This is a genomic window from Arthrobacter sp. NPDC058097 (assembly GCF_042884885.1).
In the GTDB taxonomy this organism is placed as follows: Bacteria; Actinomycetota; Actinomycetes; order Actinomycetales; family Micrococcaceae; genus Arthrobacter.
Genome location: NZ_JBHVSZ010000008.1, coordinates 89,688 through 111,020 on the forward strand (window position 1 = coordinate 89,688; position 21,333 = coordinate 111,020).

20 protein-coding genes are annotated in these 21,333 nt (G+C 65.3%); 7 read left to right on the forward strand and 13 right to left on the reverse strand.

Going from position 1 to position 21,333, the window contains the following annotated elements:
• Positions 1 to 79 precede the first annotated feature (79 nt).
• The 3 genes from ACFVTE_RS14910 to ACFVTE_RS14920 form a co-directional block, all read right to left on the reverse strand.
• On the reverse strand, positions 80 to 949 hold the full coding sequence (locus ACFVTE_RS14910) for a hypothetical protein (protein ID WP_387101588.1): 870 nt from the start codon (positions 947 to 949) through the stop codon (positions 80 to 82).
• A 246-nt stretch (positions 950 to 1,195) separates the two neighbouring features.
• A complete protein-coding gene (locus ACFVTE_RS14915; protein WP_387101589.1) occupies positions 1,196 to 1,414 on the reverse strand; it encodes a hypothetical protein in 219 nt (72 codons plus the stop codon).
• Between the two features lie 51 nt (positions 1,415 to 1,465).
• Complete coding sequence (locus ACFVTE_RS14920; protein ID WP_387101590.1) at positions 1,466 to 1,636, reverse strand: hypothetical protein; 171 nt, start codon at positions 1,634 to 1,636, stop codon at positions 1,466 to 1,468.
• Between the two features lie 163 nt (positions 1,637 to 1,799).
• On the opposite strand from ACFVTE_RS14920, the gene ACFVTE_RS14925 reads away from it, so the two are divergent.
• Positions 1,800 to 3,683 (forward strand): restriction endonuclease, encoded by a 1,884-nt coding sequence (locus ACFVTE_RS14925; protein ID WP_387101592.1) that lies wholly within the window; start codon positions 1,800 to 1,802, stop codon positions 3,681 to 3,683.
• Between the two features lie 378 nt (positions 3,684 to 4,061).
• On the opposite strand, the gene ACFVTE_RS14930 is transcribed toward ACFVTE_RS14925, so the two are convergent.
• Positions 4,062 to 5,474, reverse strand: coding sequence for an amino acid permease (locus tag ACFVTE_RS14930; protein ID WP_387101593.1), 1,413 nt, complete (start codon positions 5,472 to 5,474; stop codon positions 4,062 to 4,064).
• 42 nt (positions 5,475 to 5,516) lie between these two features.
• Positions 5,517 to 6,626, reverse strand: coding sequence for a histidinol-phosphate transaminase (gene hisC / locus ACFVTE_RS14935; protein ID WP_387101595.1), 1,110 nt, complete (start codon positions 6,624 to 6,626; stop codon positions 5,517 to 5,519).
• 93 nt (positions 6,627 to 6,719) lie between these two features.
• On the opposite strand from hisC, the gene ACFVTE_RS14940 reads away from it, so the two are divergent.
• The 3 genes from ACFVTE_RS14940 to ACFVTE_RS14950 all read left to right on the forward strand — a co-directional run bounded on the left by ACFVTE_RS14940 (position 6,720) and on the right by ACFVTE_RS14950 (position 10,061).
• A complete protein-coding gene (locus ACFVTE_RS14940) occupies positions 6,720 to 7,223 on the forward strand; it encodes an Lrp/AsnC family transcriptional regulator (RefSeq protein WP_387101597.1) in 504 nt (167 codons plus the stop codon).
• A gap of 120 nt (positions 7,224 to 7,343) precedes the next feature.
• Positions 7,344 to 9,002: a thiamine pyrophosphate-binding protein gene (locus tag ACFVTE_RS14945; RefSeq protein ID WP_387101599.1), complete on the forward strand. Its 1,659-nt coding sequence runs from the start codon at positions 7,344 to 7,346 to the stop codon at positions 9,000 to 9,002.
• A 129-nt stretch (positions 9,003 to 9,131) separates the two neighbouring features.
• Positions 9,132 to 10,061, forward strand: a complete 930-nt coding sequence (locus ACFVTE_RS14950) for an NADP-dependent oxidoreductase (protein WP_387101600.1) — start codon at positions 9,132 to 9,134, stop codon at positions 10,059 to 10,061.
• A gap of 14 nt (positions 10,062 to 10,075) precedes the next feature.
• On the opposite strand, the gene ACFVTE_RS14955 is transcribed toward ACFVTE_RS14950, so the two are convergent.
• The 3 genes from ACFVTE_RS14955 to ACFVTE_RS14965 form a co-directional block, all read right to left on the reverse strand.
• Positions 10,076 to 10,738, reverse strand: coding sequence for a dihydrofolate reductase family protein (locus ACFVTE_RS14955; protein ID WP_387101601.1), 663 nt, complete (start codon positions 10,736 to 10,738; stop codon positions 10,076 to 10,078).
• Between the two features lie 121 nt (positions 10,739 to 10,859).
• On the reverse strand, positions 10,860 to 11,003 hold the full coding sequence (locus ACFVTE_RS14960) for a hypothetical protein (protein WP_387101602.1): 144 nt from the start codon (positions 11,001 to 11,003) through the stop codon (positions 10,860 to 10,862).
• Positions 11,004 to 11,005: 2 nt separating this feature from the next.
• Positions 11,006 to 12,400: an OFA family MFS transporter gene (locus tag ACFVTE_RS14965; protein WP_387101603.1), complete on the reverse strand. Its 1,395-nt coding sequence runs from the start codon at positions 12,398 to 12,400 to the stop codon at positions 11,006 to 11,008.
• Between the two features lie 334 nt (positions 12,401 to 12,734).
• Between ACFVTE_RS14965 and ACFVTE_RS14970 the strand changes: the two genes are divergently transcribed.
• On the forward strand, positions 12,735 to 13,970 hold the full coding sequence (locus tag ACFVTE_RS14970; protein WP_387101605.1) for an MFS transporter: 1,236 nt from the start codon (positions 12,735 to 12,737) through the stop codon (positions 13,968 to 13,970).
• Positions 13,971 to 14,304: 334 nt separating this feature from the next.
• Here the strand turns inward: ACFVTE_RS14970 and ACFVTE_RS14975 are convergent, their stop codons facing one another.
• Entirely contained in the window at positions 14,305 to 15,816 is a 1,512-nt protein-coding gene (locus ACFVTE_RS14975; RefSeq protein ID WP_387101607.1) for an MFS transporter, read from the reverse strand.
• Positions 15,817 to 16,143: 327 nt separating this feature from the next.
• Here ACFVTE_RS14975 and ACFVTE_RS14980 point away from each other — a divergent pair, with 327 nt between their 5' ends.
• Together ACFVTE_RS14980 and ACFVTE_RS14985 are read left to right on the forward strand one after the other, a co-directional pair.
• Positions 16,144 to 16,713 carry a hypothetical protein gene (locus ACFVTE_RS14980; protein WP_387101609.1) on the forward strand — a complete coding sequence of 190 codons (570 nt, stop codon included), beginning with the start codon at positions 16,144 to 16,146 and terminating at the stop codon, positions 16,711 to 16,713.
• A gap of 78 nt (positions 16,714 to 16,791) precedes the next feature.
• Entirely contained in the window at positions 16,792 to 17,115 is a 324-nt protein-coding gene (locus ACFVTE_RS14985) for a hypothetical protein (RefSeq protein ID WP_387101611.1), read from the forward strand.
• Between the two features lie 256 nt (positions 17,116 to 17,371).
• Here the strand turns inward: ACFVTE_RS14985 and ACFVTE_RS14990 are convergent, their stop codons facing one another.
• The 4 genes from ACFVTE_RS14990 to ACFVTE_RS15005 form a co-directional block, all read right to left on the reverse strand.
• The gene (locus ACFVTE_RS14990; protein ID WP_387101613.1) at positions 17,372 to 18,106 is read right to left on the reverse strand and encodes an excalibur calcium-binding domain-containing protein; all 735 of its coding nucleotides are present in this window, start codon (positions 18,104 to 18,106) and stop codon (positions 17,372 to 17,374) included.
• Between the two features lie 45 nt (positions 18,107 to 18,151).
• Positions 18,152 to 19,087 (reverse strand): DUF1524 domain-containing protein, encoded by a 936-nt coding sequence (locus tag ACFVTE_RS14995; protein WP_387101615.1) that lies wholly within the window; start codon positions 19,085 to 19,087, stop codon positions 18,152 to 18,154.
• On the reverse strand, positions 19,056 to 19,499 hold the full coding sequence (locus ACFVTE_RS15000) for a hypothetical protein (protein WP_387101617.1): 444 nt from the start codon (positions 19,497 to 19,499) through the stop codon (positions 19,056 to 19,058). Before ACFVTE_RS15000 ends, ACFVTE_RS14995 begins: the two co-directional genes overlap by 32 nt.
• A 294-nt stretch (positions 19,500 to 19,793) precedes the next feature.
• A complete protein-coding gene (locus ACFVTE_RS15005; protein ID WP_387101619.1) occupies positions 19,794 to 21,182 on the reverse strand; it encodes an MFS transporter in 1,389 nt (462 codons plus the stop codon).
• Positions 21,183 to 21,333: the final 151 nt, after the last annotated feature.

Here is a 21,333-nt window from a genome sequence, read left to right on the forward strand (position 1 = left end):
CTGCAGCCACTTCTCTTGCTGACGGCGCCCAAAGTGATCCCATGCCAGTCTCTCTCCGAGCCGATTAACTAATTCAACTTCAGGCCCTTGCATCTATGAATGTCGGAAACCCTGCGTCATCGGAGGGAAAGGCGAGTATTCGCGGACCTTTTCCCGGTGACCAGTCGAACTCTGGGTGGGTCCTTTCCCGGCTCTCCTTTCGCATGTCGTTCAGCGCTACGACTTCGGTTTCGAGGAGTGTCACCGTAGCGGAGAATAATACGAAGGCCTGGCCGTTCGGCAGTTTAAAGCCTCCCAGAAACGAGAAGACACCTGTCTCGCGAACGAGCCCACTAAGATCGAACTCCCCGCGTCCGGGGTTAACTAGGAAGCCCCGGACGGCCACCGCCCGGCCCGCGTCCGGCGCAGGTATCCATTCAACGTCCCCAATATCCTTCTTGCCTGAAGGTCCCGGCTGGAGATCGTCGGCCGGAATTACCAGCCTGAAACCTTCGGTCCAGCCCTCCGGGGAAGGCTCCGGACGCACCCATTGATGAATGATGCGACCCGTTTTCTCTTCAACGTCCTCTGAAAGCGACACAACAGCCAGGTCCGGTCGGTCAAGATCCTCTTGGACCATACCAATGAGTTGGTACCTGAAGTCGCCGGATTCGTGGAGGCTGATTTTGTGAAGCCCAGCACTGCTCCGAATCGCGATATACACGTCACTGGCATTTTGACCAGCGAACACCCTCCAGACTGAAGACCTTGCGGAGGGCTCCCCTACGCAAAACCTGAACGCCTCATTCTTGTTGGCCGCCGATATGACGTGGGAGTGCAGGAATCTGGCGTTTTCCCAAATCTGCAGGCCGGCTTTAGGTTGACCTTTGCCGGAGTTGACGACAGCAGTGACCTTTGGGACGCGGGGCATGATGTCCTGTAGTCGCAGCGAGTGGCGTGTATCTTGCATCAGCCCAGTCTAGGCGTCCCCGCCGGGAGTCCTGCCCGCGGAGGGTTCCGCCAGATGTCGCAACGGCGCGCAAAACTGCTTCCTCCCTAGTGCCCATCACCACCGACGATCAGGACCAACGGCTGGTTCCCACGGAAACGCTGGTTCGGTACGCTCCTCCGCGATGCTTGACCCGAGGATTGCGCCCGACTAGAGCCGGACGCACCCCTGGTGTAGTAGGTCCCGCAGACGTTTCGCGGCGCGGAGTCAGTCGATCAGCACCGGCTGCTTGTCGCCCTCTGGAGATTCAACAGGCGGCTGAGCGTCCCGCTTACGGTGGTTCATCCAGCACCCCACTGCAAGAACCGCAACAAGCCCGAAGGTGCGCAACAGCTGCGGACGGGAATCCTCGCCGATGAAGCCCACAGTGAAGATCGCCGCGAGGATGACCAGCCCAACAACAGTCAGCCACGGGAACTTTGGCATCCGCAGGGGAAGCTCCGCCCCCTTGCGGTCGGCGCGGAGCCGCAAGGCGAGCTAGGCCAGGAGCGCAGACGTCCACACCAGCAAGCAGGTCGAGCCCACGATGTTCAGCAGGACGCCGAGGACCATGTCGGGGAACATCAGCTCCAGCACCACCGTGACAACTCCGAAGGCGACGCTGGCAAGGACCGCCACCACCGGACCGGCGCCCTGAATTGCGAACATGCCGCCAAGCCGCTGAAGACCTTATCATTACCCCGTTGGCGCTGCATCAGACTTTGCTGTTCAGACTGACAAGAGTTCGGCGGGCTGGACCCCTGTCCAGCCACCTATTAGTTGGAGACACACGATTTTTGTGACTTGGCGCCAGAGGCACAAGCAGCCTCGAATGAGACGCAACGTTGGGTCGACGCACACGATGCGCAGGATTATCGTCTACTTGATTGCGGTCCTGCCCTGTTTAGCCTTTTGGTTAACGGTTCGATTCATAGCCACCGGACTGGAACACCTTGCTGTTCTCATTACAGCCCGAGTACTGGCGAAGAAGACGCGATCCTTGAGTTGTGATCTATCAGAATCCAAAGCGAACATTCCGACAGATTCGAAGCGCCGACAGCGGAATCTTGAGGAGGAAGACTGGCAAGAGGAGTGGCTCCGTCTTCATCGGGTGGCTCAGCGTGCATCGCCAAAACTCGTGAGCAGTGAGCCTACTATGCCTGCGGGTCGTGTCGGCCCATTAGATCCGGTATACGTGCTTGTCAACGACGCTCAGACGCCAGATGAGCCCTCCGGCGCTAACACTTTCGACCGCGATCAACACGAGCCGTTGATTGCGCATGAGGTGTCTTCAGACCAGCATTCATGGGACGGCTCAGCCGGGGATGGGGAGCTACGCCAAACGGTGCTGGCGACCTTACATACCCTTCTTAGGCAACAACACGCGGCACGATTACGTGGCTCGGATGGTACGGTCCGCGTTGATAAGACGGCAGAAGGAGCCGAATTGGAAGAACCTAGTTCCGTTGCTGAGCAGGATGATGCAAACCATATCTTTGCAGCCGACCCTCGAACGATGTGGGCCTGGTCCGAATACCTGAAGCATGGCCCTGTCCAAGAAGTCAGCAGTAAGGACGCGCTACAGATCCTAGAAGCAATCCCGGCTGGAGATCACGTCGAAATATTCGCCGCCGTTGCCATAACCCGCGAGTACTTTTTGCGGCGCCCTAGAAATGCAGTCCCACAGCAGGCAAAGTTTGCTGCTAAGACCTTTGACGCTTGGATACTGCCCGCCCTAGGGCATAATGCCACCAAAGTGCCTGCATCCGACACTAAGTGGTCAAGTTCCAAGAGTGGCAGCATGGTAGACAGCATTGCCGAAAACAATTACAGGATGGCCGATGACTGGACCCTTATTGCCTACACGGATTCGTCTGTTTACAAACAATTCTCCGATGGAGTTGGAACTGCCATCCTCCGCCTCCCCGATAACCCATTAACGGCTACCCCGCCGGAGCTGGGTACAAGTTCAGTTAGGGCGACCCGGGATGTCGTCCAACCACGGCGGTTGCTTGGGGATTGGCGCACCGCGGAGGACGTGGCACGCTGGCATATGTCAGGACCCCTTGGCTTTTTCGGCTCTCGTCTAACTGGCGGTGTATCGGACCGTGGCATCGACGTAGAACATAGTGAAGCTGTTGCCCAGGTAAAGATGCAGGCAAATCCTGTTGGTTCTCCTCAAGTACGCCAACTACGTGGGGCACGACCTCATTTAACGCACCACATCTTTTATTCCACTTCTGGTTACACGCGCGCTGCCATTTCCGAGGCAGCAGAGACGGGTGTTGCCCTCTTCACCATGGATGACAACGCCAATGTCAATCCGAAAGGCCTTCTCGCGCAAGACCTCATCCTCAGGGGCCACGAGCGGCATGGAGGCGACGCCGCAGCGATTGCTGCCTATGTCGGTGACGTTAGTGCGCGGGTAAGAAAGGCCCACGATAATTATGCAAGTTCGGATGCTTGGTGGGCCCTCCGTGAAGCCGAGGACGCAGATTGGGATCGTCTGACACGAGCCGAAAGCTATCTCAAAGGAGCGTTGACCGCAGTGAGGTGGCATCCACGGATTGGTGAAGAGCCAGATAAGGTCGTCGTCAGCCACTTTCGCAACGCCGACTTGTGTGCCGCGTTTTTTTGCCGAGTCCTAGACTTGCCTTATCCGGGAGACAAAGCGATAACACAACGGAAACCCCCCACAGCAGCAGACTTCTACTGACAGGGTTGTCCGGAGGGCCTTAAGCCGAGCCTTCAGCCCCTCTTGGGATAGGCTCACGAATGCCTCTTTGGCTGCGATGCCCTCTTCGAGCTCGGCTACATCGTTGTTGATAAGCAGGGGAAGATCAAGCATGGTCGTCGCGGTCCCGACCAAGTTGAGGAACGAGTAGCGGACATAATCGGCCGCCCGTGTCCGTCCCACGGGCACGATTCACGACAATACTTTGATTGGCACGAACGACACCACGTTGACGTCTAGGCGCACAGAGTGGAAGTCCGGCAGATTCGGCCAGCCCGACTTGAGTGGCCAAGGGCGCGTCCAGCCAAAGCTAGACGCGCCCTTCGTGTGCGATGAACCCGCGAAGTGAAGGTGCCTGGTTCAATCGATGAGCACCGGCTCCTTGTCGCTGTCCGAAGATCCCACACACGACTGAACGTCACGTGTGCGATGGTTCAGCCAGCTGGCCACCGCCAACAGCGCTACGAGCCCGAAGGTGCTCAGGAGCTGGGGACGGGAATCCTCGCCGATGAATCCGACCGTGAAGATCGCCGCGAGGATGAGCAGGCCAAAGCCCGTAAGCCACGGGAAGCCGGGCATCCGCAGGGGAAGTTCGGTTCCCTCGCGGTCGGCGCGGAGGCGCAACGCCAGCTGGGCCAGGAGCGCGGACGTCCACACCAGCAGGCAGGTCGAGCCCACAATGTTGAGCAGGACGGGAAGGACCTTCTCGGGGAAAGCCAGCTCCAGCACAACCGTGACAACGCCGAAGGCGACGCTGGCCAGGACCGCAACCACCGGGACCCGGGCCTTGGACACCGAGGCGAGCAGCCGCGGCGCCTCGCCCCGCTCCGCAAGGGAGAACGCCATCCGGGAGGCACCGTAGAGGTTGGCGTTCAACGCGGAGAGCAATGCAGCGACAGCCACCAGGGTAATGGCAGTAGCCGCACCGGGCATGCCGGCGGCGTCCAGGACCGCGGCGAACGGGCTCTTGAGTCCCTCAGACCCAACGGGAACCACCGCGGCGATCACGAAGATGGCACCGATGTAGAACACCAGGATGCGCCACAGCACGGTCCGGACGGCCTTCTTCACGCTGCGGGCCGGCTCGGCGGTTTCGGCTGCGGCCACGGACACGATCTCGGTGCCGCCGAAGGCGAATGCCACCACGAACAGCGCCGTCGCAATCCCGCCGAAGCCGTTGACCGCGAAGCCCTCACCCATGAAGTTGGCCAGGCCCGGCGACTGCACACCCGGCACCAAGCCGAAGAGCAGTGCAAAGCCCACCAGCAGGAACGCCACGATCGCCGCCACCTTGAGCAGGGCGAACCAGAACTCGAACTCGCCGAAGTTTTTCACGCTGGTCAGGTTCACGGCGGTGAGCACCACGATGAACACCAAGGCCATCAGCCACACCGGCAGCGCCGGGAAGATGGTGGCCAGCAGGCCTGCCGCACCGAGCGCCTCGGCGGCGATGACCACCACCAGCTGGACCCACCACAGCCAGCCGACCGTGGCGCCGGCCACGGGCCCGTAGGCCTTGGCGGTGTAGACGGAAAAGGCGCCGCTGTCCGGGTTGGCGGCAGCCATCTCACCGAGGGCCCACATCACCAGGATGATCAGCGTGCCGGCCACCAGGTAGGAGATCAGCACCGCCGGACCGGCGGCCTGAATGCCGGCGCCGGAGCCGATGAACAGGCCCGCGCCGATGGCGCTGCCCAGGCCCATCATGGTGAGTTGACGTGGTTTGAGGGCCGCGCCGAGGGCGCGGGCAGACGACTTTGTCTGTTGTTCCATGGGGATTCCTCTGGGTTGTAGATCGAGCGGAGCGGGAAAAGGTCAGGAAGTCGACACGGGAACGTGGGCTGCGAGGAGCCGGAGCACACGATCGTTGGAGGCGGGGTCGGCAACGGTGATTCGTACGCCGTCGCCCTGGTACGCGCGGACCAGGATGCCCGCGGCGTCGAACGCGTCCACCAGCGTCGCCAGCAGCGCAGCATCGGCGCGGATCCACAGGAAGTTTCCCTGGCTCGGCTGCAGTGCCCAGCCCTGGGCTTCCAGCTCCGCGGCCATCCGGGAGCGCTCCTGCTTCACCGCGGCAACGCGGGTTTCCATTTCCTCCCCCGCGTTCAGCGACGCGATGGCCGCCTTCTGGGCCAGCGCGCTCACGGCGAACGGCAGGGCGGTGCGGCGCAAGCCTTCGGCGATTGCCGCCGTCGTAAGGGCATACCCGACGCGCAGGCCAGCGAGCCCGTAGGCCTTGGAGAAGGTGCGCAGGATGCAGACGTTCGGGTACCGGCGGTAGAGCGCCAGGGAGTCGGGGCCGGTGCCGGTGCCGGCGTACTCCACGTAGGCCTCGTCGATGACCACCAGGACGTCGGAGCGGACGGACTGCAGGAAGTCCTCGAGGCGGTCGTGGCGGATCGGCACGCCGGTGGGGTTGTTGGGGGTGCAGAGCAGGATGACCTTGGTGCGGCCCGTGACGGCGGCGGCCATGGCGTCCAGGTCGTGGCCCTCGGCGTCGTCCAGCGGGATGCGGACCGGCCGGGCGCCTGCCAGCTCCACCAGGATGGGGTAGGCCTCGAAGGAGCGCCACGCGAAGACCACCTCGTCCCCGGCGTCGCACAGTCCGGTGATGATCTGCTGCAGGACGCCCACGCTGCCGGGCCCCACCGCCACCTCGTCCACGGTGACGCCCAGGTGCCGGGCGAGCCGTTCGCGGAGTTCGACGGCGGCCAGGTCCGGGTAGCGGTTCATCCTGCCGGCCGCCTCGGCCACCGCAGCGGTGGCTGCGGGCAGGGGCTCGTAATGGCTTTCGTTGCTGGCAAGGGCGGCGATGTCCGCGCCGGTGCCGCGCCTGCCCGGGATGTAGGAGGGAAGTCCGGTGACGGCGGCACGAAGGGTGGGCAACGCGGTTCCGCGTTCTGCCAGGAGTTGTTCAGGGCTCATGAAGACCGATCATGGAAGTGACCCGGACCACAATGCAAGGTAGGCTCCACTGCTTGGGACTTCTGCTCAACTTCTAGTGTGTGTGGTGAAAATATGACCATCGCGAACTCTCGCAGCCTTGATTCGCTCGACGGCAGGATCATCCTTGCCCTGGACAAGGACCCCGAAGCCAGCGCCCTGGCACTCTCCCGTACCCTCGGAGTCGCACGCAACACCGTCCACGCCCGGCTGGCCCGGCTGGAGCGCAGCGGCGCGCTCCGCTCCTTCAGCCGCAGGCTGGACCCCGCCGCGCTCGGTTACGAACTGATGGCCTTCCTCTCGCTGTCCATCAGCCAGACCCGGGCGGGGTCGGTGGAGAACGGGCTCGCGGCCATCCCGGAGGTCATCGAGGTGCACGCCACCACGGGGGACGCGGACCTGATGGCCAAGGTGGTGGCACGCAGCACCGCCGACCTGTACCGCATCACCAACGAAATCCTTGCGATCGAGGGAATCCAGCGAACCAGCACGGCGATTTCCGTGGTTGAACTCATGCCGCCCCGCTACGACGGCCTCCTGAGCCGGCTCTCCGAGCAGGAGTCCCGCCCTTCCGCCTAGCGCGGGGTGATGCAGGCCACAGGTGTGCATATTTTCAGTTGCGACTGCCTTGTTCTGCCAAATATCCCAGCCCGACGCAGCTCTCTTGCCCATCTGTGAAACTGCTCCGAAGATTCCTGCATGACTTCACTTACCGTCTCCGGCCGCGTGGCGCAGGTTCTCAGCAGCTATGTCAGCGACGTCTTCGGCGTCATGGGCAACGGCAACGTCTACTTCCTGGATGCGGCGGAGCAGCAGGGGCTGCGCTTCACCGCCGTCCGGCACGAGGGTGCCGCCATCGCCGCGGCGGACGCCTACTACCGGACCTCAGGACGGCTCGCCGTGGGCACCACCACCTACGGCCCCGGCTACACCAATGCGCTCACCGCCGTGGCCGAGGCAGTGAAGGCGCAGATCCCCGTTGTGCTGGTCACCGGGGACGCGCCGACCAGCGGCCCCCGGCCCTGGGACGTGGACCAGGCGGCCGTCGCCGCCGGCCTCGGCGCGGCCACCTTCACCGTCACCCGCGATGCCGCGGGCCTCATCACGCAGCAGGCGGTGGAATACGCGCTGACCAAACGCACCGCCGTCGTGCTTGCCATCCCCTACGACCTCGGGGCACTCGAGGCGGCGGACAAGGAAGTTCCGGCGCCGTCGGCACCAAAGGTAACGGACGACGTCGACGGCGGGCTTGGGCAGGCAGCCCGCCTGCTCGCCGGGGCGAAGCGCCCGCTGATCCTGGCCGGCCGGGGTGCGCACCTCGCCGGAGCCGGGCCGGAGCTCCGCGAACTCGCCGACCGGATCGGCGCACTGACCGCCGGAACCGCCCTGGCGCTCAACCTCCTCAATGGCGAGGGGTACCTGGGCGTCGCCGGCGGTTTCGGCACCGACACAGCGGCCGGGCTCCTGGGCGAGGCCGACGTGGTCCTGGCGGCCGGGGCGAGCCTGAGCCCGTTCACCATGCGGTTCGGGCACCTGCTCGGGCCGGATGCCACGGTCATCCAGATCGACACCGCAGTGGAACCGACGAATCCGCGGGTGGACCTGTTCGTCAGCGCGGACGCGAAGGCTGCTGCTTCGCGGCTTTTGTCTCTTGTTGAGGGCGACGCCGCGGCTGGGATGTGGCGCGCCGAGGCCGCCCGGCGTCTGGCTGTTGGGCCGGGGCATCCTGCTGGTTCCCCTGAAACTATTGATGGCCGGCTGGATCCGCGTTCCCTGGCCAGCGCGCTGGATGCCGTACTGCCGGAGCGCCGCACGGTGGTCCAGGACGGCGGACACTTCATCGGGTGGGCGCCCATGTACTGGAACATCCCGCGGCCGCAGGACCTGGTGATGGTGGGGACCGCGTTCCAGTCCATCGGGCTGGGACTCGCGAGCGCCGTCGGGGCCGCCCGCGCAGTGCAGGACGGCCGCACCCTGGTGCTGGCCTCCGGGGACGGCGGTTTCCTGATGGGCCTGTCCGACCTCGAATCACTGATCGGCGTAGCCCGCAGCGCGATCGTGGTGATCTACAACGACGCCGCGTACGGGGCCGAAATCCACCAGTACGGCTCGCAGGGCCTGACCGAAAAGCCCATGCTCATCCCCGAGGTGGACTTCAGCGGTGTTGCCCGGGCTTTGGGTGCCGGATCTGCCATCATCCGCTCACTCGCGGACCTCTCCGCGCTTCAGGACTGGATTGATGCCGGCGCCAAGGGTACCTTCGTGGCGGATTGCCGGATCACGTCAAGCGTGCGGGCGCCCTGGTTGAGTGAGTGGATGGCGGCGTCGCAGGCCTCAAAGGCAGCAGTGGCGGGGTAACTCCCCAGGCCCACGGCAGCGCCACATTTCCATGCGCGCATTAGCTGCCGGGCCTGACCTGGCCGTGCGATACACGAGCTTGCGCCGGGATCCGGAATAGCGATGCATGGCTGTGCCATTGTGGAAGGCATGAAGGCAATCACTTACAGCACATACGGAAGCCCTGATGTCCTCGAATTTGGTGATCAGCCAATGCCGAAAGTCGGGCCGGGAATGGTCCTGGTCAAAGTCAAGGCAGCCGCGGTGAACCCGGTGGACTGGAAAATCATGGCGGGGTACCTGGATGCCCTCATGGATCTGCAGTTTCCCGCCATCCCCGGCTGGGATGTAGCAGGGGTTGTGGAGTCGGTGGGAATTGACGCCCGGCAGTTCCAGCCCGGCGACGAGGTCATCGCCTACGGCCGCAAGGACTACGTCCACGGCGGGAGCTTTGCCGAGTACATCGCGCTGCCGGAGCGGCTCCTGGCCCGGAAGCCTGCCTCGCTCGGGTGGAAGGAATCGGCGGGCCTGCCGCTGGCCGGCCTCACCGCCTACCAGGTTCTTAACCGGCTGGGCTTGCAGTCCGGCGAGACAGTCCTGATCCATGGAGGTTCCGGAGGCGTGGGCTCCCTTGGCATCCAGATCGCTGTGGCCATGGGTGCCAGCGTCATTGCCACTGCCTCGGAGAAGAACCACGAGTTCCTCCGCTCCCTGGGAGCCGAACCGGTTGCCTACGGAGACGGGCTCGCGGAGCGCGTCCGCGCGCTGCGTCCTGACGGTGTAGACGTCGTTGCCGACTTTGTCGGCGGAAACCTCGAAGCGACGCTGGCCGTGCTGGCCGAAGGAGGCCGGCACGCCTCGATCGCCGACAGTGAAGTGGAAGAGCACGGCGGTGACTGGATGTGGGTCAATCCGGTGGGAGCCGATCTGCAGGAACTCGCCGACCTGACAGACGCCCGGAAAATCCGAGTGGAAGTTGCCAAGGTCTTTCCGCTGGAAAAAGCCGCAGACGCCTTCCGGGCCAACATGGAAGGGCATACCCGCGGCAAGATCGTGATTTCAGTAGACCAGGATTCCTGATCCGAAGACCGGCCTTACCTCCGGTCCGCGCGGCGGGTGAAGACCAAATGGACCACTCCCTGTGGAGAAGGGGTCGCTGCAATGTCAAAGCGTTCCTCGAGTCCCTCGAGACCGTCCCACAGACGTTCGCCCCGCCCCAGAACGATCGGCACGAGGACGATATGCATATGGTCGATCAGGTCGGCCTCGAGGAACTGCCGCACCGTGCTGGCGCCCCCGCCGATCCTGACGTCCAGGCCGGGCGCCAGGGCTCGGGCCTGTTCAAGCGCGGAGGCGGGGTCCGCATCAACGAAATGGAAGGTTGTTCCGCCTTCCATTTGGAGGACCGGCCGGGGATGGTGCGTCAGGACAACCACAGGGGTGTGGAACACAGGGTTGTCGCCCCACCAGCCCTTCCAATCCTCGTTCTCCCACGGACCACGCTGAGGGCCGAACTTGTTGCGCCCCATGATCTCGACGCCGACCCCGGGTCCCCACTGGCTGGCGAACGCCTCGTCCACGCCGAAGGATCCTTCCGTTTCGCCGTGGAGGCCCATTGCGCGGAAGGTCCGCGTTTCGAAGGCCCATTCCATGAGCCGGGTGCCTGCATGGCCGAACGGGGCGTCCAGCTGCTGCCCCTCGCCGGTGCCGAAGCCGTCGAGGGAGACCGAGAAGTTATGCACGCGGACGAGGGACATGGCAGCTCCTGAAGTGTCGTTGGCAGTCATGGAAAAACGGGGACCCCGCGGAAAGCCCCTCGGCACCAGCCCGTTTACCGGGATGGCCCCGGGCCCGCCGTCGAGCCTTTGCGGGGCCGGATCAGCCGAACAGCGCCGCCACGCGGGTCAGGGTCTGGAAGATGCCGTAGGCCAGCGGCAGCCCGACGAGTGCCCAGGCCACGGCCAGTTTGCCGGTGGACACCTTGACGGGCGCCAGCGCGCGGGAAGTGTTCTCGGTGCTCATCGTCAGGCCTCCATCGCAGGTTCGTGTTCCCGTCCGCGGTCCGGGCGGGGTTCGTGGAATCGTGCGTCCACCGGTTTCACCAGCAGGTTGGCCAGGAAGCCGACCACCAGCAGCGCCACCATGGTCAGCAGCGCCGGCTGGTAGGAGGCGGCGTTCAGCTGGCCGGGCTTGCCCTGGGCGTCCAGGAACGCGTTGACGATCAGCGGCCCGGCCACCCCGGCGGCAGACCAGGCGGTCAGCAGCCGGCCGTGGATGGCGCCCACCTGGAACGTGCCGAAGAGGTCCCGCAGGTAGGCCGGCACGGTGGCGAACCCACCGCCGTAGAAGGAGATGATGACAAACGCGAGCGCCACGTACAGCACGGTGGTGGCGGACCCGGCCAGCGCCAGCACCGTGTAGAGCACGGCGCCGACGCCGAGGTACACCATGTAGATGCGCTTGCGGCCGGTGACGTCGGACGTGGCGGACCAGGCGAACCGGCCGGCCATGTTGCCGATGGACAGCAGTCCCACGAAGCCGGCGGCGACGGCGGCACTGACCAGGGAGCCGCCGTCGGACTTCCGGAAGAAGTCCTGGATCATCGGGGCGGCCTGTTCCAGGATGCCGATGCCGGCGGTGACGTTGCAGAACAGCACAATCCAGACCAGCCAGAACTGCCGGGTCTTGACGGCGTTCCGGGCCGAGACGTTCTCCGTGGTGACGAGCTTGGCGGCCTTCACCGTGGCGGGGTCGAACCCGGCCGGCCGCCAGCCGTCGGCCGGGACCTTGATGGTGAAGGCGCCGAAGAGCATGTAGGCCAGGTAGACGACGGCCAGGGTCAGGAACAGGCTGCCCACGGCGTCGCCGCTGGCCACCCAGTCCTGCGCGCCGGAGTTGGGATCGTACGCCTTGAGCAGCGCGGTGGAGACGGGGCTGGCGATCAGCGCGCCGCCGCCGAAACCCATGATGGCCATGCCGGTGGCGAGGCCGGGCCGGTCCGGGAACCACTTGATCAGGGTGGACACCGGCGAGATGTAGCCGATGCCCAGGCCGATGCCGCCCACCACGCCGTAGCCCAGGTAGACCAGCCACAGCTGGTGCGTGAAGATGCCGAGGGAGCCGATCAGGAACCCGCCGGACCAGAACACGGCCGAGGTGAACATCGCCTTGCGCGGGCCGTTCCTGTCCACCCAGGTGCCCATGACCGCAGCCGACAGGCCCAGCATCACGATGGCGATGGAGAAGATCACGCCGATCTCGGTCAGGCTGGCGCCGAAGTGCTTGACCAGGGCGGTCTTGTAGACGCTGGTCGCGTAGGCCTGGCCGATGCAGAGGTGGACGGCGAGCGCCGCGGGCGGCACCAGCCAGCGGTTAAAACCCGGCGGGGCAATGGTGCGTTCTCGGTCCAGCCAGCTCATGAGTGCTCCTCGTTCACGACGTCGATGTCCCCTGCGCGCGTCCAGTGCACGAACCAGTGCCTGTCCCCGGGCATATGGCCTACGGCGCGTCCAGCCGCCGCTGCCTCCGGCCATCATGGTGCATGTCACATGTCTGCGCGGTGGTTTGTGCGCCGAGCGGCGGCTTTTTCGCGACGAGCGGTAGACCGGCGCGATTCACGCAGGACGCGACGGGCCGAGGCAGGGTCTGACAGACCCTGCCTCAGGGCGAATAAACCGGGTAGCTTTGTGGTTGGAATTTCCGGGCCAGTGACGTCCCTTCCGCCTCACCCCTTTTGAATGGATCCACTCCCCCATGTCTTCCGCTCTGCCCTTGCCTGCGCCCAAACGCTTCCCGCTCGCCGCGATGCTGGTCCTGGCCACGATCGCCTTCACGGCGATCACCACCGAACTCCTGCCGTCCGGCCTGCTGCCGCAGATCAGCGACGGCCTGGACGTGTCCGAGCCCGTGGCCGGCTACCTTGCTGCCGCCTATGCCGCCGTCATCGTGGTCACGGTCATCCCGGCCGCCCGGCTGCTCGCGAAGGTTCCGCGGAAGACCCTGCTCGTTTCGCTCGTCCTGACGTTCGCGCTGAGCAACGTGCTGGTTGGCCTCGCCCCCAACTTCGCGGCGGCCATGGGAGCCCGGCTGGTCGGCGGCCTGGCGCACGGCCTGCTCTGGACCACCATGGCGCCGTTCGTCTCGCGCGTGGTCCCGGCCGACAAGGTGGGCAAGGCCCTGGCCATCGTCTTCAGCGGCAACAGCCTGGGCCTCGCCATCGGCGCTCCCCTCGGCACGGCACTGGGAACTTTCTTCGGCTGGCGGGCGGCCTTTCTCTTCCTCGCCGGGTTCGGCCTGCTGCTGACCGGCCTGGCCCTCTGGCTCCTGCCGGCTGTCCGCCGGAGCCCCGACGCCGTCCGCCCCTCCATGCGCACGGCCATCGCCCAGCCCGGCGTGAAGTCCGTAGCGATCGCGTGGCCGCTGCTGGTCCTGGCGCACTTCGCGCTGTTCACCTACATCGCGCCGTTCATCCGCGAAGCCGGCCTGCCCGACTACGCCATCAGCCTCTCCCTCACCGTCCTCGGCGCCTCCGGCCTGATCGGCATCTGGATCGCTGGCATCACCGTGGACACCCGGCCCCGACGCTCGCTGCTGATCACGACGGCGGCCATCGCCGTGGCGATGCTCCTCCTCCCGCTGGGTGGCGGAATCTTCCCGGTCGCCATCGTGCTCATGACCGTCTGGGGCGCCGGTCTCGGCGCCATCGGCATTTTCAACCAGGCCGCCATCCTCCGCGCCGGTGGCGAATACCGCGACGCCGCCAACGGCCTCACCGTCCTGACCATCCAGCTCGGCATCACCGTCGGCGCGCTCTACGGCTCGGCCGCACTGGTCCTCACCGGCCCGCTCATAGTGCCCGTCGCCGCGGCGCTGCCGGTCGCCGTCGCCCTCGTCATCACGCTGGCGGGCAAGCGGCACGCCTACCCCGCCGGCCGCAAAGAGCGCGGATGGTCAGAGCCGAAAGCCGCGGAGCCGGCACTGCAGCACTAACGACGCGAGCGTCCCTCAAGCGGTCCTCGATTCACCGGGCCCCAGTTACGCCATCGGACGTTGGCCTACACTCATGGTCGTGTCTACATATGAACCTGCCGAGCTCGCACGCGAACTGGGCTATACCGATGAGCAGCGACCGGGAAAGGTCGTCCGAAATTATCTGCGGAAAAAGTACCCAGATCACCCGAAGTACCAGCCGTGGGTGCTAGATGAAGCCCAAGCAGCTGATGTTCGGGCCAATGTGCCGCGAAAGCGCTGACAGTTACCGGGGCCAAGTAGGGCCGTCAATGGGCCGCTTGTCTGGCGCGGGCCGGCGGGACACGCAGCTAGGTCACATCACCGTCGGGTTCCCAGGGCGTCCGTGAGCCGCCTGCGCCTCCTCGTAGCTGCTGTCAAACGGCAGACTGTCCACCTCCAACAGCGGGTTGTCGTCCTGCGTCGCCACCAGCTCCCGGGCGGCTGCTTCGGAGTCCACGCTCGGCATGGAGCCGGGCAGGTGCCGCTGGGCAGATTCCGGCAGGAAGTAGATGGCAACCGCGGCGACGGCCGACGTCGCCATGAGGTAGAACGCCGGCATCAGGTCATTGCCGGTCGCCTGGATGAGGGCAGCGATGATGAACGGTGAGGTGCCGCCAAAGATCGCGACGGCGAAGTTGTAGGCGATACCCATCGCGGAGTAGCGGTGGGCCGTGGGAAACAGTGCCGGCAGCGCGGACGCCAGAGTGGCAACAAAGAACGCCACCGGAAACGCGACCAGGGCCAGGCCGGCGAGCGTGGCGGGAACGGTGCCGACCGAGATCAGCAGGAACGCCGGAAGCGAAAACACCACTGTGCTGATCGCCCCGATCCAGAGCACGGGGCGGCGGCCGATCCTGTCGGAGAGGTGTCCTGTCAGCGGGATGCACAGCGACATGACCACCAGCACCGGAACGGTCAGCAGCGTCCCGTGGATCTCGTCGTAGCCCTTGTTGGTGGTGAGGTATGTCGGCATGTAGGACGTGAGGGCGTAGCCCACGGTGTTGCCGGCGGCCACGAGGATCATGGCCAGCAGGATCCGGCGCCAGTGGTCTTTGAAGATCCCCACCGGCCCGACGGGCCGGAGTTCGTCGCCGACCTCGTGGTGCTTGGCGGCCACGGCCTCCGCCTCCTGGGTTGCCTTGAAGGCGGGCGACTCCTCGATCTTCATCCGGAAGTAAATGGCCACGATGCCCAGCGGGCCCGCGATCAGGAACGGAATCCGCCAGCCCCACGCCTCCATCTGCCCCTGCCCCAGGATCAGCTGGAGCGCGGACACCAGTGCGGCCCCCAGCGCGAAGCCCAGGTAGCTGCCCATGTCCAGGAAACTGACGAAGAACCCGCGGCGCTGGTCCGGCGAATGCTCGCTCACGAACGTGGTGGCACCGGAGTACTCGCCGCCGGTGGAAAAGCCCTGGACCAGCTTGGTGACCACCAGCAGCACGGCGGCCCAGATGCCTATCTGTGCGTAACCCGGAAGAAGGCCGACGACGAACGTCGCTCCCGCCATCATCATCAGGGTCATGGCCAGCACCTTTTGGCGGCCGATCTTGTCGCCCAGCCAGCCGAAGAATATGCCGCCCAGGGGCCGGGCGATGAAGGTGGCTCCGAAGGTCCCCAGCAGGAACAGGTTCTGCACGGCCCTGTCCGCCTCGGGCAGGAACACCGGCCCCATGGTGGTGATCAGATAGCCGAACACGCCGACGTCGTACCATTCCATGGTGTTGCCCACGATGGTCCCGCCGAGCGCCTTGCGCAGCGTGCGGCGGTTGACGACGTTGACGTCGGATACGCGCAGTCGCCGTTGCTTCAAAGGTTGCTTGGTCATGGCCCGGTCACCGTCCCTGTCTGTTCAGACTGGACACGCGCCGCCGTTTTGCCGGCACCCCCTCTTAGTGCCCAACTCCCCACCATCTTCCCACCGGTGTTCCGGCACAACAATGGAAACCGCAGCCTATCCACACGACGCTGGCTGCCGCCGTCGTCCGTTCCGGGTCTTGTCCCTGTTCACGCGCCTAAGACCCATGGTCAGTTGGCTGCACCTACCGCGTTACTGGTGCGGGAGTGGGCGGCGGCTGGGATAAGCTCGCTTGCGGCCCGAACGGGCATCATCATCAACCGATGGACGGGGAATCCTTTGGATCTACTGGGCGGCATGAGCCGCGACCAACTCAGCATCTTTACTTGGGTTGCGGCCGCCGTCTTCGGGCTTGCGGCCGGTGTTTGGCGGCCCCGAAAGCTTCATTGGACTGTGCTTGGTGCCGTGCTGCTCTTCGCGGCCCTCAATGCCGGCGCCGGGATCTACGTCCTGAACCACGTCGGTGACCCGCGGTGGTCTGGAGGGGAACAGCCGCTGAGTGCTCCGTCGTTTTCCGGGACGCCCATGGTGGGACAGTTCCTGGGTCCCCTGGACTCGGCCCTCAGCTCAGTGGTTGGCCAAGTGAACACGTTCCTCGCCTTCAAACAGGCACTGCCCGTAGCGCTGGGCTTCCTTGGCACGTCCGGCTGGGCCCTGCTGGTGTCGTTCCCGCTCGGCATCCTCGCCGCCGTCGTGAGCTACATCCAGGAGCGGCGCCGGAAGGCCGAGTTCGACAGATACCGGGCCACCGTTGACCAGCTCAAAGCGGAGCTTGAGCAGATCAAACGGCAAATCTCGGCAGGGCACTCCGGCAGCACTGGACTTTCGGCAGGTGACGGGGTCCCTGACGCCGCGGCCTCGCGTTGAGGCGAAAAGGATGATGCCGGAGATCCTCTAAAGGCTTGGGCACGGTGCAGGCGTCCCGCCGCGCGGGATAATGGAAGCATGACGGACCGCGATCACGACGAGGATCTGTGGCAGGAGTTCGATCGGCTCCCGCCCGCAGGGCCCGACCGCGTCCAGGGACTGCCCGGCGGACTGCCGCAGGGCTTTGGCTTCCGCACCGGCGTGCGCAGCGCCAAGGTTGCCCTCGGATTCGCGGTGTACGCCCTGGCCCTTGGGACCGTGCTGGTCCTCACCGGCGCGATCGTGTTCATCAGCCAGGGGCAGTGGCTGCTGGTCGGGCTCATGGTGCTGATCGAGGTGGTCTTCGTCCTTGCCTTCAGCCGGCTGGTGCGGCTGGCCCGCCTCCGGCGCCTGGGGCATTAAGGGTCATCGCACCCGGACACGAAGGGCAGGTCCGATACGGATGATTTCATCGCCTACCTGGACACATCCTAGGTCCGGCCTGGAAAGCTCGAGGAGCTCAAAGCGACGCATCGGTCATTGTTCGGGACTTCCACACGGGGTTTGACCGCCTGCCACGCACACTAGGTCGATTCCCGGCTCGTGGACTTGCCGGGCAAACGTGAAAGCCGTGGATACCCTCGAAAACGAGGGTATCCACGGCGTGACGTCAGGACTGCTACTCGCAGGCCACGCCGTCGCTATCGCGGTCAAGACCGGCCCTGTAGCCGGCCTGCCCGGCATACAGCGGTGCGGCGCCGGCCGCCCTGGCGGCAGCGCAGTTGGCGTAGTAAGCAGCGGCCGGCACGGCGGGGACGACAGGAGCCACAGGCGCAACCTGCGCAGCTGCCTGTTCGGCCGCCTGTTTCGCAGCAGCCGCATCGGCTGCCCGCTGAGCTGCCGCAGCCTTGGCGGCCGCGGCCTTATCCGCAGCTGCTTTTTCTGCCGCTGCTTTGTCTGCGGCCGCTTTGTCCGCCGCAGCCTTCTTGGCTGCTGCCACCTTGGCCGCCGCAGCCTTCACCGCCGCAGCTTTGTCAGCCGCGGCCTTGTCTGCGGCCGCCTTTTCCGCCGCCAGCTTTTCCAGGGACTTGACGCCGAGGTGAACGGTGGAGCCCTTCGCCGCCTGTGCACCTTCCGCGCCGTCCTGCGACATCACCTGCCAGTTCTTCTTCAGGACGATCGTTTTGCCGTCGACGATGTCCACGGAGTCGACCTCGAACCCCAGCTCTTCCAGTTGATCCGTGGCCTCGTCCAGGGTCAGGCTCACCACGCCGGGAACAGTGACCGCTTCCGGAGTGGCCGTGGCCGTTGCAGTTTCTGTCGGCTGCGTTGCCGTCTGCTTGTCAGCCTGGTTGCCGCCGCATCCAGTGAGCATGAGGCCGGTCAGCACAAGTAGTGTGAGTGTCTTTTTCATTTTTCCCCCTTGGAAAATTTGGAACTGTGGAGTGATGGAATTGGTCTAGCTTTCGCAGGCGACGCCGTCGGAGTCACGGTCGAGCGCTGGACGGTAGCCCGCCGACCCGGCGTGCAGCGGAGCGGCCCCCGCAGCCCTGGCCGCCGCACAGTTGGCGTAGTACACAGCCGCCGGTGCTGGCGCCACGGGAACCGCCACTACAGGTGCTGGAGCAACAGGAGCCGGAGCGGGCGCTGCCGGGGCAGGGGCGGGCTGAACGACGGCGGGTGCAGGTGCCGGTGCCGGTGCCGGTGCCGCAACGGCTGGCACCTTCTCGTTTGTTGGAGCGAGCTGTCCCGAGCAGTCCCCCAGGATCCTGGCCATCGCGTCGTGTTCCGCTTGGGTGACCCACAGGCGGTACGTCGCCTTCACCGAAATCTGCCGGGCCACGTATTCGCACCGGAAGACCTTGTTCGGCGGCAGCCAGGTGGCGGCGTCACCGTCGCCCTTTTGCATGTTGGTGGGACCGTCGGTCGCCTGGAGGTTCAGCGGGTCGTTGGCGAACGCTGTCCGCTGTTCCGTGGTCAGCTGTTGTGCGCCCTTCTGCCAGGCGTCGCTGAGGGCAACAACGTGGTCGATCTGCACAGCACTGCTGGTGGCGCTTCCCCGCAGGAAGTTGATGGTAGTGCCGGTGTACGGGTCGGCAAGTGTCCCGGACTGCACCTTACAGGGCACGCTGTTGGTGTAGCTGATGCCCGTGAGGTCGCGCTTGAGGATGTCATTGCGAGTGTCGCAGCCGTTGCGGTCAACGTCGGCCCACGCCTGCCCGAACAGGTCCCGGTCATAGCCGGTCTTGGGTGCACGGCCCTTAACCGAAAGGGTGGCCAGCAGGTCGATCGCCTTGGTGGCGTAGGCAGGCTGCGACTTCGGCGCGGCAACGCTGGCGCCCTGCGCCGAGAGACGGGGGCTGTCAGCATCCAGCGGAGCGCTCGTCTCCTGCACAGATGGGACGGCCGACGGCGTCGGTGTCACTGTGGGAGTTGCGCTCGCTTGGGCGGTGGCTGGCGATGCTGTGCCCTCCGATGATGCGGCCTGAAGGTCCCTCGTAGTGGCTCGCGGCAACGCAGCAGCACCGCCGATAAAACAGGGCGAAGGAGACGGCAAGGGCGATGGTCCCCGCGCTCCGTTTGGCCGGGAGCCCTGCCCATGAACGGCGGCCGGTTGCCAGGACATAGAGACCGGTAAGTGCGGCCGTGATGGCCAGGAAGACCAGTGCGCCACCAATGCCGCCGCTGAACGCCCCCATGATCATGAAGAGCGCAGCGAGGCCCCCGACAATGAAGGTGGAAACGCGCGGCTTCTTAGGCGTCCGCGGGACGGGGTCCGCGCCCGACCGCCGTGGTCCCAAAGGCATTCCATACCGCGACATCGTTTTCCCCAATTAAATAAGGGCCCGGCGGATAGCCGGGCCCTTTGTCTAAAGCCGAAATCTTGCTACTGAAAAGCCTATTTCTCACAAGGCCCAGAGAACGGAAAGTGCGACGATCTTTGGGCAACGTTGATTCGGTCTTGAGCGAATCTTGAGGTTGCCGTCGCAAACGGACCTCAACGCTTAACGTTTGAGGTACAAGCTCGGACATCCAGCCAAGTAAATGGCACCCGCGCCTCAGTGCAGCTGCGCTAACGGCGAATCCCGCAGTCGGTTCCCTCACGCCGTCTTACGTTCCCGCCACAGCAGAGACACCACGAACGTCATCGCACACAACCCGAGCATCACCAGCACCACGCGGCCCCAGTTCTCCTGGTTCACCCCGGTTCCGTAGAAGATGCCGATCATCACCGTCGCGCTGATAGCACCGACGTACCGGCAGGTCTGGAAGATCCCGGCGGCCATTCCCCTTTCCTCCGGTGCCGCGGAGAGGTACAGCCCCTGGTTGTAAGCGATGCTGGCCGACCCGTACGGCACGCCCATCAGGGCGGTCAGCAGCAGCACGAGCAGGACGGCGAACGACGCTGTCAGCAGCCAGAGTGCCGCTGCCGCCAAGGTCAAAAGTACGACGCCGGCGATCAGCACCCGCCGCGCGCCGAACCGGTCGATCGCACGCACGGCGAACGGGGTGACGACCACTGACATGGCCGCCAGCGGCAGCATCAGCACGCCCACCAGGCCGGGGTTGTAGCCGCCGGCCTCCTGCAGCACCTGCGGCAGGCCAAAGAACGCGAAGTAGTAGACGCCGCTGAACACCGTGAAGCCCAGGTAAACCAGCAGCAGGGGCCGGTTCCTGCCGAGCAGCCGCAGGTCCAGGAACGGGCGGTCGAAGCGCAGCTCGCGCCAGGCGAACACAACGGCCAGGACCATCGCAGCGCCGAGCAGCCACCAGCGGTAGCCGGGCAGCGCGTTCAGCAGGCCCATGAGCAGCAGCACCAGGCCGCCGGTGAAGGCGAGGATGCCGGGGATGTCGGAGTCGCGCAGCAGGGTGGCGATCCTGCCCTGCTCCCGGCGCTCGTCCGGTGGCGCGACCTTACGGATGATGAGCATGGCGGCCAGCGCGAGCGGAACGTTGACCAGGAACAGCGCCTGCCAGCCAACCAGGCTCACCAGCAGCCCGCCCACGACCGGGCCGACAGCGGCCCCGGTGGTGTTGGCCATCTGGATGCGACCCAGCGGCCTTGTCGACGTCGTATCGGCCAGCCTCGCCAGGGTGCCGACCATGACGACGGCGCTGGGGTACGCCGTCGCCGTGCCCAGCGCCATCAGGGCGCGAGCGATGCAGACGAACACAAAGTTGGGCGAGAACGGCGCCAGCGCACACGACACGGCCACCAGCCCCATGCCGAGCATGAAGAGTTTCCGCGGGCCGAACCTGTCGGCCAACCGTCCCATCAGCGGCTGTCCAGCAGCTGAGGTGATGTAGAAGGCGGTGATCACCCAGGTGACAGTGGCGACGTCGAGGCGGAAGTCCTCACGCAACACCACCAGGGCGACGGCGATCATCGACGAGTTCAGCGGGTTCAGCGCTGTGCCGATGCTGAGGCCTGCCACGGCGAGGCCGGTGCGCTGGCGGGTTAGGTTGCTGGTGCGGGGAGAGTTGCTCACGGCAACAGTCTTCCGCACCCTGTGCCCAGCGCCAACGCCAACGCCAACGCCAACGCCATGAGGTTTCCATGTACACGTGACAACTACCCGTCGCTTCGACCGCCTGCCCTTCCGACGGAAGAGTCGCTGGGGGTGGGACCTTCCCAAGTTG